Below are 13,186 nucleotides of genomic sequence, written 5' to 3' on the forward strand. Positions count from 1 at the left end.
TGGAGCAGATGGGGTCAGCCGAGCGTCGCGATCACCGGCGCGTGGTCGGATGGCTGGTCCCATTTGCGCGGCGCTTTATCGACTTCGCATGAAGTGCATAGCGCCGAGAGTTCCGCCGACAGCAAGATATGGTCGATACGCAGACCCATGTTCCGGCGGAACGCCATCATTCGATAATCCCACCACGTGTAGAGCTTTTCGGGCTGCTCGAACTTGCGGAAGGCATCGGTCAGGCCGAGTTCGACGAGTTGCACGAAGTGCGCGCGCTCCTCGGACGATACGAGATTCTGTCCTTCCCACGCTTTCGGGTCGTGCACGTCGCGGTCGTCTGGCGCGATGTTGTAGTCGCCGAGTAACGCGAGCTTCGGATGATGCGCCATCTCACCGCGCAGCCATTCACGCAGCGCGTCGAGCCAGCGCATCTTGTAGGCGAACTTCTCGGTGCCGGGCGCCTGGCCGTTCGGAAAATACGCCGACACAATGCGCACGCCTTCCACCGTCGCCGCGATCACGCGCTGCTGCAAATCCTCGAAACCGGGGATATTGCGAATGACGTTCACCTCGTCCACTTCCATGCCGTCGCGCACCAGAATGCCGACGCCGTTATAGGTCTTCTGTCCCGCGAACCAGCTTTTGAAACCGGCGGCCGCGAGTTCGGCGCGCGGAAACTTTTCGTCGGGGAGCTTGAGTTCCTGAAGACACAGGACGTCGACGTTGGAGGAAGCCAGCCAGTCGATGACGTGCTGCTGGCGGACTTTGAGCGAGTTGACGTTCCAGGTGGCGATTTTCATGGGGACGACGATTATCTTTGGTTCTGGTGAGGTCGAGTGCGCCGGACTTCGTGCGCAAGGCAATTCAAGTGCGGATAGCCATCCCGAATGATACCGCCATGTCATGGCGGATCGGCTTCGGCAGCCTGGCGCGTGCTTCGCAAAGCTGCGGTCGAAGCGCCTCTTTACACCATTTTTACACCGCCCCCTCCAACCTTATCCAACCCTTTACGCGTCCTCCCCTAATCTCCACCCTATCCGAAAACCGATAGGGGAGAACGTCTCAATGGACCTGCTTTACCTCGCCGGCATAGCCCTGTTCTGGGCCCTGTGCGTGGCCCTCACGCGTGGCTGCGCGCTACTGCGCAACCGCGTTCAGGGAGGCCGCGCATGAACGCCTGGATGATGTGGCTCGCCGCCGCCTCGACGCTGCTGCTCTTCGCGTACCTCGTTTATGCGCTTCTCGACGCGGAGAACCTCGAATGAACGCCAATTCGCTGATGCAGACAACACTCTTCATCGTCGTGCTGATCGCGCTCGCCATCCCGCTCGGCCGATACATCGCGAACGTGCTCGATGGCTCATCGGTGATCGTGAGAAAGACACGACCCGTCGAACGATTCATCTATCGCATGGCCGGCGTCGACCCCGAAGCGGAAATGTCGTGGAAGCACTACGCGCTCGCCGTGCTGCTCTTCAACGCGCTCGGCACGCTCGCGCTGTACGGCTTGCTGCGCGTGCAGCATCTGTTGCCCGCCAACCCGCAAGGCTTCGGCGCGATGACGCCCGACGCCGCCTTCAACACCGCCGTGAGCTTCGTGACCAACACGAACTGGCAGGACTACGGCGGTGAAAGCACGCTCGGCTATCTCGCGCAAATGCTCGGCCTGACCGTGCAGAACTTCCTTTCGGCGGCGACGGGCATTGCTGTCGTCATCGCGCTGATTCGCGGTTTCAAGCGGCATTCGGTGCAGACCATCGGCAACTTCTGGGTCGATCTCACGCGCACAACGTTGTACGTGCTCGCGCCGCTTGCTGTCGTCGTGTCGGTGTTGCTCGTGAGTCAGGGCGTGATCCAGAACTTCAAGGCGTATCGGGACGTCTCGACGCTGCAAGTCACGACGTATCAGACGCAGTCGACGGACGCGCAAGGCAAGGCCGTCACGCAAACGCTCAAGAACGACAAGCAAACGCTGCCGATGGGCCCCGTCGCGTCGCAGGAAGCCATCAAGATGCTCGGCACCAACGGTGGCGGCTTCTTCAACGCAAACTCCGCGCATCCGTACGAGAACCCGACGCCGTTTGCAAACTTCGTGCAGATGCTCGCCATGCTTGTCATTCCGGCGGCGTTATGCGTCGTCTTCGGGCGCATGGTCGGCGACAAGCGGCAAGGCTATGCGGTGCTCGCGGCCATGACCATCGCGTTCGCCGCCGCCTGCTGGAGCGAGATCGCGGCGGAACAGTCGGGCAATCCGGTGTATGCGTCGCTGCATGTCGATACGACCGCGTCCGCGCTGCAATCGGGCGGCAACATGGAAGGCAAGGAAACGCGCTTCGGCATTGCGCAATCGGGCATTTTCACGGTGGCGACGACCGCGGCCTCATGCGGCGCCGTCAACAACATGCACGATTCGCTGACGCCGCTCGGCGGGCTCGTGCCGATGCTGCTCATCCAGCTTGGCGAAGTGATCTTCGGCGGCGTCGGGTCGGGGCTCTACGGCATGCTCGTGTTCGCGTTGCTCGCGGTGTTCGTCGCGGGGCTGATGATCGGCCGCACGCCCGAATACGCGGGCAAGAAGATCGAATCGTTCGAGATGAAGATGGTGTCGATCACCATTTTGCTCACGCCGTTCATCGTGCTCGCGGGCACCTCGATCGCCGTGCTGAGCGTGGCGGGAACGGCGGGTATCGCCAATCCCGGCGCGCACGGCTTCTCCGAAGTGCTCTATGCCTTCAGTTCCGCCGCCAACAACAACGGCAGCGCGTTCGGGGGCCTTTCGGTGAACACGCCGTTCTATAACGTCCTGCTCGGCATCGCGATGTGGTTCGGCCGCTTCGGTTCGATCATTCCGGTGCTCGCCATCGCGGGATCGCTCGCGGCCAAGAAGCGCCTCGCGGTGACGGCGGGCACGCTGCCCACGCACGGACCGCTCTTCGTCGTGTTGCTGCTCGGCACGCTGGTGCTGGTCGGCGCGCTCACGTACGTCCCCGCGCTCGCGCTCGGGCCGGTCGTCGAGCATCTCGGCATGATCGCCGGCCACTGAATCTCGAGGAAAGCATGAATCAAATGAATCAAGCGCCGCTGCATCGTCCGGACAATACCGGGCAGACGCGCACGGCGGCCCGTTCGATGTTCGATCCCGCGCTCGTGAAGCCCGCGATCGTCGATTCGTTCGTCAAGCTCGCGCCGCGCACGCAGTTGCGAAACCCCGTGATGTTCTGCGTGTACGTCGGCAGCATTCTCACGACCGTGCTCTGGATCGCCGCGCTCGCGGGCCAGGCCGAAGCGCCTGCGGGCTTCATCCTCGCGATCGCGTTATGGCTGTGGTTCACGGTGCTCTTCGCCAACTTCGCGGAAGCGCTCGCGGAAGGGCGCTCGAAGGCGCAGGCGGCGTCGTTGCGCAACGCCAAGCACAACGTGGTCGCCAAAAAGCTCAACGAGCCGCATCCGAAGTCGCCGATCCGCATCGTCGCATCGACGGATCTGCGGCGCGGCGATGTCGTGCTCGTCGAAGCGGGCGACGCGATTCCCGCCGATGGCGAAGTGATCGAAGGCGTGGCATCGGTCGATGAATCCGCGATCACGGGTGAATCCGCGCCCGTGATCCGCGAGTCGGGCGGCGACTTCTCGTCGGTGACGGGCGGCACGCGCGTGCTGTCGGACTGGATCGTCGTGCGAGTGAGCGTGAATCCGGGCGAGGCGTTTCTCGACCGCATGATCGCCATGGTCGAAGGCGCGAAGCGTCAGAAGACACCGAACGAAATCGCGCTCACCATCTTGCTCGTCGCGCTCACGCTCGTCTTGCTGTTCGCCACCGCGAGCCTCTTGCCGTTCTCCATGTTCGCCGTCGATGCCGCGAAGGCGGGCCACGTAGTGAGCATCACCGCGCTCGTGGCCTTGCTCGTCTGCCTGATCCCGACGACCATCGGCGGCCTGCTGTCCGCCATCGGCGTGGCGGGGATGAGCCGCATGATGCAGGCGAACGTCATCGCGACCTCGGGCCGCGCGGTCGAAGCCGCCGGCGATGTCGACGTGCTCCTGCTCGACAAGACCGGCACGATCACGCTCGGCAACCGGCAGGCGTCGTCGTTCGCGCCCGCGCCGCGGATCGATGAACGCGAACTCGCCGATGCCGCGCAACTCGCCTCGCTCGCCGACGAAACGCCGGAAGGACGCAGCATCGTGGTGCTGGCCAAGCAACGCTTCAACATCCGCGAACGCGACATGGCCACCTTGCACGCGACGTTTCTGGCGTTCTCCGCGCAGACGCGCATGAGCGGGGTGGATCTTCCCGACCGCGAGATTCGCAAGGGCGCGGCGCTCGCGGTGAAGAAGTACATCGAGGAACACGGCGGGCGTTTTCCGCAGGAAGTGCAGAGCGCCGTGGATGAAATCGCGCGACGCGGCAGCACGCCGCTCGTCGTCGCGGAACGCATGCTCGAAGGCGGCGCGCGCGCGCTCGGCGTGATCGAGCTGAAGGACATCGTGAAGGGCGGTATACGCGAGCGCTTTGCCGAACTACGCAAGATGGGCATCAAGACCGTGATGGTGACGGGCGACAACCGCCTGACCGCCGCCGCGATTGCCGCCGAAGCGGGCGTCGACGATTATCTCGCTGAAGCCACGCCGGAGACGAAGCTCGCGACCATCCGCGCGCATCAGGCCGAAGGGCGGCTCGTGGCGATGACCGGCGACGGCACCAACGACGCGCCCGCGCTCGCCCAGGCCGATGTCGCCGTCGCGATGAACACCGGCACGCAGGCCGCGAAGGAAGCGGGCAACATGGTCGATCTCGATTCGAATCCGACCAAGCTGATCGAGATCGTCGAGATCGGCAAGCAGATGCTGATGACGCGTGGTTCGCTCACCACGTTTTCCATCGCCAACGACGTGGCCAAGTATTTCGCGATCATCCCGGCCGCGTTCGCGACGACGTATCCGCAATTGCGCGTGCTCGACGTGATGCATCTCGCGTCGCCGTCGTCGGCGATTCTCTCGGCGGTGATCTTCAACGCGCTGATCATCGTGTTTCTGATTCCGCTCGCGTTGAAGGGTGTGAAGTATCGCGCGCTCGGCGCAGCTTCGCTCTTGCGGCGTAATTTGCTGATCTACGGGCTGGGCGGCATCGTGTTGCCGTTTCCGGTCATCAAGCTGATCGACATGACCATCAGCGCACTCGGCTGGCAATAATGGAGATGAACATGAAGAACCTCTTGCGTCCCGCGATCGTGCTGCTGCTCGCGCTGACTGTCGTGACCGGCTTGCTTTATCCGGCCATCGTGACGGCGCTCGGACAGGCGGCGTTCTCGCATCGGGCGAACGGCAGCATCATCGAGCGAGATGGGAAAGCGGTCGGTTCGGAACTGATCGGCCAGCAATTCGATGCCCCGCGCTACTTCTGGGGCCGTCTCTCGGCGACCACGCCGAACCCGTATAACGCGAGCGCTTCGAGCGGCTCGAACCTCGGTCCGACGAACCCCGCGCTCGCCGATGAAATCAAGTCGCGGATCACCGCGCTCGACGATTCGGCGTCCGCGCCTGTCGACCTCGTGACGTCGTCGGGCAGCGGGCTCGATCCCGAGATCAGTCCGGCAGCGGCGGCGTATCAGGTCGAACGCGTGGCGAAGGCGCGCGGCCTGCCGCGCGCACGGGTCGAAACGCTCGTCGCGCAGGCAACGTCCGGTAGACAGTTCGGTCTCTTCGGAGAGCCGCGAGTGAATGTGCTTAAATTGAATCTCGCGCTCGACGATGTTCGATGATCGATCACGCTTGAAGCAATCCGCCGCCCACGATGACCCGTCCCACTCCCGATGAACTCCTCGACAAACTGCAACGTGAGGAAGCGCAGCGTCGGCGCGGCCGGCTGAAGATTTTTTTCGGAGCATCGGCGGGTGTGGGCAAGACGTTCGCCATGTTGCAGGCCGCGCGGCGTTTGCGCGAAGAGGGCGTCGACGTGGTCGCGGGCGTCGTCGAAACGCATGGGCGGAAAGAGACGCTTGCGCTGCTCGAAGGAGTCGACGTTCTGCCGCCTGCGCGCATCGAGTATCGCGGGCGGCTTCTCTCCGAATTCGATCTCGACGCCGCGCTCGCCCGCAAGCCGCAACTGATCCTCGTCGACGAACTCGCGCACGCGAACGTGCAAGGTTCGCGGCATCTGAAGCGCTGGCAGGACGTGCAGGAACTGCTCGATGCGGGCATCGACGTATACACCACGGTCAATGTCCAGCACCTCGAAAGTCTCAACGATATCGTCGGGCGTATCACCGGCATTCGCGTATGGGAGACGGTGCCCGACCGCGTGTTCGATCGCGCCGACGAAGTCACGCTCGTCGACCTGCCGCCCGAAGAGTTGCTCGACCGTCTGCGCGACGGCAAGGTCTATCTGCCGCAACAGGCCGAGCATGCGGTGCGCAACTTCTTTCGCAAGGGCAATCTCATCGCGCTGCGCGAACTGGCGTTGCGGCGCACCGCCGATCGCGTCGATGCGCAGATGCGCGAGTATCGTGCCGATCAATCCATCGAGCGTATCTGGCGCGCGCGCGAACGGCTGATCGCGTGCATCGGTCCGGGCCCGGAAAGCGCGGCGCTGGTGCGTGCGGCGGCGCGGCTCGCGAGCGCGCTGAAGGCGGACTGGCTCGCGGTGTACGTGGAGACGCCGCGCCTGCAACGCCTTCCCGATGACAAGCGTCAACGCACCTTCGACGCCCTCAAGCTCGCCGCCGAACTCGGCGCGGAAACCGTCACGCTGGATGGCGCCGATGCGGCGGCCACGCTCATCGCTTATGCGCGCATGCGCAACGTGTCGAAGCTCGTGGCGGGTGCGTCCTTGCCCGGCGGATGGCGGCGCCTCTTCGATACGCCGATGACCGAGCGCATCGTGCGGCAGGCGGCGGATATCGACGTGACGCTCGTGTCCACCGGTCCACGCGACGAACCGCGCACGAACTACGCAATGTCGTTCACCGCGCATTCGCCGCCGCATGCGTACCTTCTTGCGCTCGTCATCGGTGCGGCCATTACGGTCGTCGCAAACTTCCTGGAAGCGCGCCATTTCGCGATCACCAATCTCGTGATGCTGTATCTGCTGGGCGTGATCTTCGCGGCGGTACGGCTCGGACGCGGGCCGGGCGTCATGCTCTCGTTTCTCTCCGTCGCCGCGTTCGATTACTTCTTCGTGCCGCCGACGCTGTCGTTCTCCGTGACGGACACGCAGTATTTGCTGACCTTCATCGTGATGCTGCTGACTTCGCTCACCATCAGCCATCTCACGTCGAGTTTGCGGCGCGAGGCGCGCATTGCATCGCAACGGGAACGGCGCACGAGCGCCATGTACGCGATGACCAAGGAGCTTGCGGCCGCGTTGATGACCGAACAGATCATCGAGATCGGCACGCGCCATGTCGCGGAGATTTTCCAGGCGAAGGTCGCGATTCTGCTGCCCGATGCCGCCGAACAAGTGCGCCAGAAAGTGGACGAGCCGAATCCCGACACGGCGCTTGATGCCGCACGTCTGGATATCGATATCGCGCAGTGGGTCTACGATCAGCAAAAGCCCGCGGGACATGGCGCGGAAACGCTGCCAGCCGCTGCGGCGCTCTACTTGCCGCTCAAGGCGCCGATGCGCACGCGCGGCGTGCTCGCGCTCGTCACGGGACGCGAGGCCGAATTCGCCGTGCCGGAGCAGCGGCGCATGATCGAAACCTTCGCGGCGCAGATCGCGCTGGCGCTGGAGCGCGTGCATTACGTGGAGATCGCGCAGGACGCGCTCGTCAACATGGAATCGGAGCGCATGCGCAATGCCTTGCTGGCCGCGATATCGCACGATCTGCGCACGCCGCTGACATCGATCGTCGGCTTTGCGTCGTTGCTGGAGGGCGGGGCGTCGGAAGCGTCGTCGCGCGAACTGATCCATGCTATCCACGAGGAAGCGTTGCGCATGAGCGGGCTCGTGACGAACCTGCTCGACATGGCGCGTTTGCAGGCGGGCGCGGTGCGGCTGAACCGTCAATGGTCGATGCTCGAGGAGACCGTCGGCGCGGCCCTCAACGTCATGCGCAGGACGCTCGCCGACCGTCCGGTGCAGGTGCGCGTTCCCGCCGATCTGCCGCTTCTCATGCTCGATGCCGTGCTGATGGAGCGGCTCTTCGCGAACCTTCTGGAGAACGCGGCGAAGTACACGCCTGCGGGTTCCGCCATACGCATAAGCGCGGCGGCCGAGCAGGATGGCGATGGCCGCGTCGTGCGCGTGTGTATCGACGACGACGGTCCGGGCGTGCCTGCCGGTAGCGAAGGGCGCTTGTTCGAGAAATTCACGCGTGGGGAGAAGGAGTCGGCGAAACCGGGCATCGGGCTTGGGCTTGCGATCTGCCGGGCGATTGTCGAGGCGCATGGCGGGCGCATCGGCGCGGAGAATCGTGCCGATGGCGGCGCGCGGTTCTGGTTCACGTTGCCGGTGGAGGAGGCGATGCCTAGGGACATGCCGCAGGACGAGGAGGCTGAAGCGCCGCAACGGGATGGCGATATGGCGGGTTGAGCGGCGTGATGGCTCGAGCCGGAATCTCGCGAGTCGGGCGCGCGGTCTTTTCGATTAACGATTACCTTGCGGCTCCGTAGACGAACCGGACGCGTTCTCACGATATCGGACGCGCAGACGACGAGCGGTGCTGCCCGGCTCAATAGGGTCGTCGCCGTTCACGAATGCCACGAATCAGCGGGCACATTCGGCTTTCTTTAGGCCTCGGCCGTCTGGCGGCGTGCCGAAGCCCGCGCCTCCATGCGATCATGCCATTCGCCGCCACGCTCACAAAACGCCATGACCGATCCTCAACCGACGCTCGAAGGACCGCGCGTTCAGCTTCGCCCGCTGCAACGCGATGACGCCCAAGCCTTGCTCGATGCCGCCGCCGACGGCGAGCTCTGGAATCTCGCGGTCACCGTCGTGCCGAACGCCGACACCATCGCCCGCTATATCGATGCCGCGCTCGCCGGTCGCGATGCCGGCACCGTCATGCCATTCGTGATCGTGCGCCGCGATACGGGCAAGGTTGTCGGTAGCACGCGCTTCTGGAAAATCGATCGCGCGAACCGCAAGCAGGAGATCGGTCATACGTGGCTCGCGGCATCGGCGCAACGCACGGGCATCAACACCGAAGCCAAGCTGCTCCTGCTCACGCACGCGTTTGAAACCATGCAGTGCGTGCGCGTGCAGTTCACCACCGACGAACTCAATGCGAAGTCGCGCGCGGCGATACTCGGCATCGGCGCGAAACAGGAAGGAATCGTGCGGCACGAGCGCATCATGCCCGATGGCCGCAAGCGCAACTCGGTGCGCTTTTCGATCATCGACGACGAATGGCCCGGCGTCAAAGCGACGTTGCTTGCCAAGCTCGAAGGCCAGGCGTAGCGGGGTCTTTCTCCGCGCGTGCATGAAGGCGACGAAGCGGTGCGTGAGCGCGTCGTCGCGTGCGCTTTGCCATGCAAGGCGATGCGCCTTTTCGCTAGTACGCCGCTCTGCCGCGCGAGACCAGCACGCGCTTGTAACGCGCGTCATCCGGCAAGGTCGGCACGTTTGTCTTAACGTGGCATCTGTCCTCCAAACGCCGCAACATCGCAACGCACAGCCCACTAGCGCGCTTTGCGCGTCATCCAAACAAGCCCGCACGGCTTTTCTGTCCCGCTACAATCGGACGAACAGCCTTACAGCGGAGGGTTCTAACATGGATCTCATCATTCGCCGCGCGGCGCTCGTGCGCGGTCGCGAATTGGTCAACATCGGCATGGAAGCGGGGCGCATCGTCGCCATCGAGCCGCATTTGAGCGCCACCGCGCGCGAGGAAATCGACGCCGACGGTTCGCTCGTCACCGCGCCTTTCGTCGATGCCCACTTCCACATGGACGCGACGCTCTCTTACGGCTTGCCGCGCGTGAACGCGTCCGGCACCCTGCTGGAAGGCATCGCGCTGTGGGGCGAACTCAAGCCCGAACTCACGCAGGAAGCGCTCGTCGAACGCGCGATGCAATATTGCGACTGGGCGGTCGGGCGCGGCTTGCTCGCCATTCGCACGCACGTCGATGTCTGCGATCCGCGTCTGCTCGCGGTCGAAGCCTTGCTCGAAGTCAAGCGGCGCGTGAAGCCGTATCTCGATTTGCAACTCGTCGCGTTTCCGCAAGACGGCGTGCTGCGCAGCGCCGGCGCGTTCGAAAATCTCAAGCGCTCGATTGCGCTCGGCGTCGATGTGGTCGGCGGCATCCCGCACTTCGAACGCACCATGGCCGACGGTGCGGCGTCCGTGAAATTGCTGTGCGAATACGCGGCGGAGCAAGGTTTGCGCGTCGACATGCACTGCGACGAATCGGACGATCCCATGTCGCGTCACATCGAAACGCTCGCCGCCGAAACGCACCGGCTCGGTCTGCAAGGCCGCGTGACCGGCTCGCATCTTACGTCCATGCATTCGATGGACAACTACTACGTGAGCAAGCTCATCCCGCTGATTCGCGAGTCGGGCGTCGCGGCGATTGCCAATCCGCTCATCAACATCACGTTGCAAGGCAGATCGGATACGTATCCGAAGCGGCGCGGCATGACGCGCGTGCCCGAGCTGATGGCGGCAGGCGTCGATGTTGCCTTCGGACACGACTGCGTGATGGACCCGTGGTACAGCCTGGGCTCCGGTGACATGCTTGAAGTGGCGCACATGGGATTGCACGTCGCGCAGATGACGAGCCAGGATGGCATGCGCGCCGCGTTCGATGCGGTGACGACGACGCCTGCGCGCATTCTGGGCATCGAAGGTTACGGGCTGGAAGTGGGATGCAACGCGGATTGCGTCGTGCTCGACGCACGCGATCCGATCGAAGCCATTCGCCTGCGCGCGGCGCGCGTGGCCGTGGTGAGACGAGGAAAGGTCGTGAGCCGAAGTCCCGCCGTGCGCGCAACGCTTGCGCTGGAGGGACGGCCGCCAAGCGTCGACTTCAAACTCTGGCGCTAGGCGGACAATAACGCGGATAAAAAAGAAGGGGGCCGAAGCCCCCTTTTCGATTTATCCCGCCATGCCGTTATGCCTCAACAGCGCGTCGATGTTTGGCTCGCGTCCGCGAAAGGCCTTGAACGAATCCATCGCGGGACGGCTGCCGCCGACTTCGAGAATCTCCCGGCGATACCGCGTTCCCGTCTGCGCATCCAGCACTGAACCGTTCGCGAGCTTCGCGGCTTCCTCGAACGCGGCGTAGGCATCGGCGGAAAGCACTTCGGCCCACTTGTAGCTGTAGTAGCCGGCCGCATAACCGCCCGCGAAGATATGGCTGAACGTGTTCGGCCAGCGCGAAAACGAGGTTTGCGGAATCACGTGGAACTTCTCGTTGATCTCGCGCGCCAGGTCGTTGACGTTCTGCGTGCTGTCCGCCGGATCGTAAGACGTGTGCAGGACGAGATCGAACATGGAGAATACGATCTGCCGCAAGGTGCCGAGACCGCTCTGGAAATTCTTGGCCGCCAGCATCTTGTCGAAGAGTTCGCGCGGCAGCGGTGCGCCCGTTTCGACGTGCGACGACATGTCGGTCAGCACGTCCCACTCCCAACAAAAGTTCTCCATGAACTGCGACGGCAATTCGACCGCATCCCACTCGACGCCGTTAATGCCCGACACGCCCATTTCCTCGATACGCGTCAGCATGTGATGCAGACCGTGGCCGAATTCATGGAACAGCGTGATGACTTCGTCGTGGGTGAAGCACGCAGGCTTGTTGCCGACGGGCGCCGAGAAGTTGCAGGTGAGATAGGCGACCGGCGTCTGCACGCCGCCTTGCGCGCGCTTGTGGCGTGAGCGGGCGTCGTCCATCCATGCGCCGCCGCGCTTGCCTTCGCGCGCGTACAGGTCGAGATAGAACTGCGCGACGAGCGTGCCGTCCTGGTTTTCCACACGGAAGAAGCGCACGTCCTTGTTCCAGACGGCGGCTTCGTCACGGCGGATCGAGACGTTGAAGAGCGTTTCGGTGACCTTGAACAGCCCCTTGAGCACGGCTTCCTGCGGAAAGTACTGCTTCACTTCGTTCTCGGAGAACGAATAGCGCTTCTGACGCAGACGCTCCGCCGCAAACGCGATGTCCCACGGTTGCAGTTCGGGCATGCCGAGTTCGGTGGCGGCGAACGCGCGCAGTTCCATCCAGTCGTTTTCGGCATAGGGACGCGCGCGCTTTGCGAGGTCTTCCAGGAACGCGATCACTTGCGCGGGCGACTCGGCCATCTTCGGTGCAAGCGACACTTCCGCGAAGTTCTGGTAGCCAAGCGTGCGCGCTTCTTCGAGACGCAGCGCCAGGTTCTCCACGATGTTCCGCGTGTTGTCCCACTCGGCCCGGCCCTTGCCGTAGGTCTCGCCGAGTTCCGACGCACGCGTGACATACGCGCGATACATCGCCTCACGCATCGGCCGATGCTCCGAATACTGCAGCACCGGGAAATACGACGGGAAGTGCAGCGTGAACTTCCAGCCTTCCTTGCCTTCGCGCTGGGCGGCTTCGTGTGCCGCTTCGATCACGTCGTCGGGCAGGCCTGCAAGTTCGCTTTGCTGCATGACGTAATAGGCATATGCGTTGGTCGAATCGAGCACGTGATCCGAAAACGCCTTCGAGAGCGCGGCCTGTTCTTCCTGCAACTGGGCGAAGCGCGGCTTGCGGTCCTCGGAAAGCTCCGCGCCGGACAGACGGAAGTCGCGCAGCGAGTTCTCGAGAATCTTCTTGCGTTCGGGGGAAAGGCTCTCGAAGTCGGGGCCGGCCGCAATCGCCTTGTACTTTTCGTAGAGGGCGAGATTCTGACCGACGCTCGCCGAGAACTCGGTCACGCGCGGCAGATTCGCGGCGTGAGCGGCACGCAGTTCGGGCGTGTCCGCCACCGCGTTCAGATGGCCGACGACACCCCACGCGCGCGACAGCTTTTCCGATTCGAGTTCAACTGCCTCCACGATATCCGTCCAGGTGGCGGGCGTCTCGGGCGCGCTCGCGCGATCGACGGCGCCTTTCGCGGCGGCGAGCAGCACGTCGAGCGCGGGCGTCACATGTTCGGGCTTGATGTCCCCAAAACGCGGCAGGTCGGAAAAATCGAGCAGCGGATTGGCTGCGGCGTTCGTGGTGGCTTGGATGGTATCGCTCATGACTCTCCCTTACTTGCTAATACATGCTGATTCGGGTGCGGGCGCGA

At 63.8% G+C, this 13,186-nt stretch carries 9 protein-coding genes; 7 read left to right on the top strand and 2 right to left on the bottom strand.

All coding sequences use genetic code 11. The features are described 5' to 3' along the window. Window positions 1-14 precede the first annotated feature (14 nt). Complete coding sequence (xth, locus tag NCT04_RS05770) at window positions 15-791, bottom strand: exodeoxyribonuclease III (RefSeq protein WP_250464317.1); 777 nt, start codon at window positions 789-791, stop codon at window positions 15-17. 369 nt (window positions 792-1,160) lie between these two features. Here xth and NCT04_RS05775 point away from each other — a divergent pair, with 369 nt between their 5' ends. From NCT04_RS05775 to NCT04_RS05805, 7 genes are all read left to right on the top strand, one after another. Then, a complete protein-coding gene (locus NCT04_RS05775) occupies window positions 1,161-1,256 on the top strand; it encodes a potassium-transporting ATPase subunit F (RefSeq protein ID WP_244827589.1) in 96 nt (31 codons plus the stop codon). Beyond that, a complete protein-coding gene (gene kdpA / locus NCT04_RS05780; RefSeq protein ID WP_250464319.1) occupies window positions 1,253-3,034 on the top strand; it encodes a potassium-transporting ATPase subunit KdpA in 1,782 nt (593 codons plus the stop codon). Before NCT04_RS05775 ends, kdpA begins: the two co-directional genes overlap by 4 nt. A 14-nt stretch (window positions 3,035-3,048) precedes the next feature. Then, a complete protein-coding gene (kdpB, locus tag NCT04_RS05785; RefSeq protein ID WP_284509323.1) occupies window positions 3,049-5,181 on the top strand; it encodes a potassium-transporting ATPase subunit KdpB in 2,133 nt (710 codons plus the stop codon). Window positions 5,182-5,192: 11 nt separating this feature from the next. Further along, window positions 5,193-5,750 (top strand): potassium-transporting ATPase subunit KdpC, encoded by a 558-nt coding sequence (gene kdpC / locus NCT04_RS05790; protein WP_250464321.1) that lies wholly within the window; start codon window positions 5,193-5,195, stop codon window positions 5,748-5,750. 32 nt (window positions 5,751-5,782) lie between these two features. After that, on the top strand, window positions 5,783-8,524 hold the full coding sequence (locus NCT04_RS05795) for a DUF4118 domain-containing protein (RefSeq protein WP_250464323.1): 2,742 nt from the start codon (window positions 5,783-5,785) through the stop codon (window positions 8,522-8,524). A 279-nt stretch (window positions 8,525-8,803) separates the two neighbouring features. Continuing rightward, window positions 8,804-9,394: a GNAT family N-acetyltransferase gene (locus tag NCT04_RS05800; protein WP_250464325.1), complete on the top strand. Its 591-nt coding sequence runs from the start codon at window positions 8,804-8,806 to the stop codon at window positions 9,392-9,394. 313 nt (window positions 9,395-9,707) lie between these two features. Beyond that, entirely contained in the window at window positions 9,708-10,982 is a 1,275-nt protein-coding gene (locus NCT04_RS05805; RefSeq protein WP_250464327.1) for an amidohydrolase family protein, read from the top strand. Between the two features lie 51 nt (window positions 10,983-11,033). On the opposite strand, the gene NCT04_RS05810 is transcribed toward NCT04_RS05805, so the two are convergent. Continuing rightward, window positions 11,034-13,139, bottom strand: coding sequence for a M3 family metallopeptidase (locus NCT04_RS05810; RefSeq protein WP_250464329.1), 2,106 nt, complete (start codon window positions 13,137-13,139; stop codon window positions 11,034-11,036). Window positions 13,140-13,186: the final 47 nt, after the last annotated feature.

Origin of the sequence: Caballeronia sp. GAFFF2, from assembly GCF_023631485.1 — a bacterium.
Classification (GTDB): Bacteria; Pseudomonadota; Gammaproteobacteria; order Burkholderiales; family Burkholderiaceae; genus Caballeronia.

Excerpts from the sequence above, each read along its gene's own strand:
- kdpC (WP_250464321.1), top strand. The coding sequence starts at position 5,193 with ATGAAGAACCTCTTGCGTCCCGCGATCGTGCTGCTGCTCGCGCTGACT.
- NCT04_RS05810 (WP_250464329.1), bottom strand. The coding sequence starts at position 13,139 with ATGAGCGATACCATCCAAGCCACCACGAACGCCGCAGCCAATCCGCTG.
- kdpB (WP_284509323.1), top strand. The coding sequence starts at position 3,049 with ATGAATCAAATGAATCAAGCGCCGCTGCATCGTCCGGACAATACCGGG.
- NCT04_RS05795 (WP_250464323.1), top strand. The coding sequence starts at position 5,783 with ATGACCCGTCCCACTCCCGATGAACTCCTCGACAAACTGCAACGTGAG.
- kdpA (WP_250464319.1), top strand. The coding sequence starts at position 1,253 with ATGAACGCCAATTCGCTGATGCAGACAACACTCTTCATCGTCGTGCTG.
- NCT04_RS05805 (WP_250464327.1), top strand. The coding sequence starts at position 9,708 with ATGGATCTCATCATTCGCCGCGCGGCGCTCGTGCGCGGTCGCGAATTG.
- NCT04_RS05775 (WP_244827589.1), top strand. The coding sequence starts at position 1,161 with ATGAACGCCTGGATGATGTGGCTCGCCGCCGCCTCGACGCTGCTGCTC.
- xth (WP_250464317.1), bottom strand. The coding sequence starts at position 791 with ATGAAAATCGCCACCTGGAACGTCAACTCGCTCAAAGTCCGCCAGCAG.
- NCT04_RS05800 (WP_250464325.1), top strand. The coding sequence starts at position 8,804 with ATGACCGATCCTCAACCGACGCTCGAAGGACCGCGCGTTCAGCTTCGC.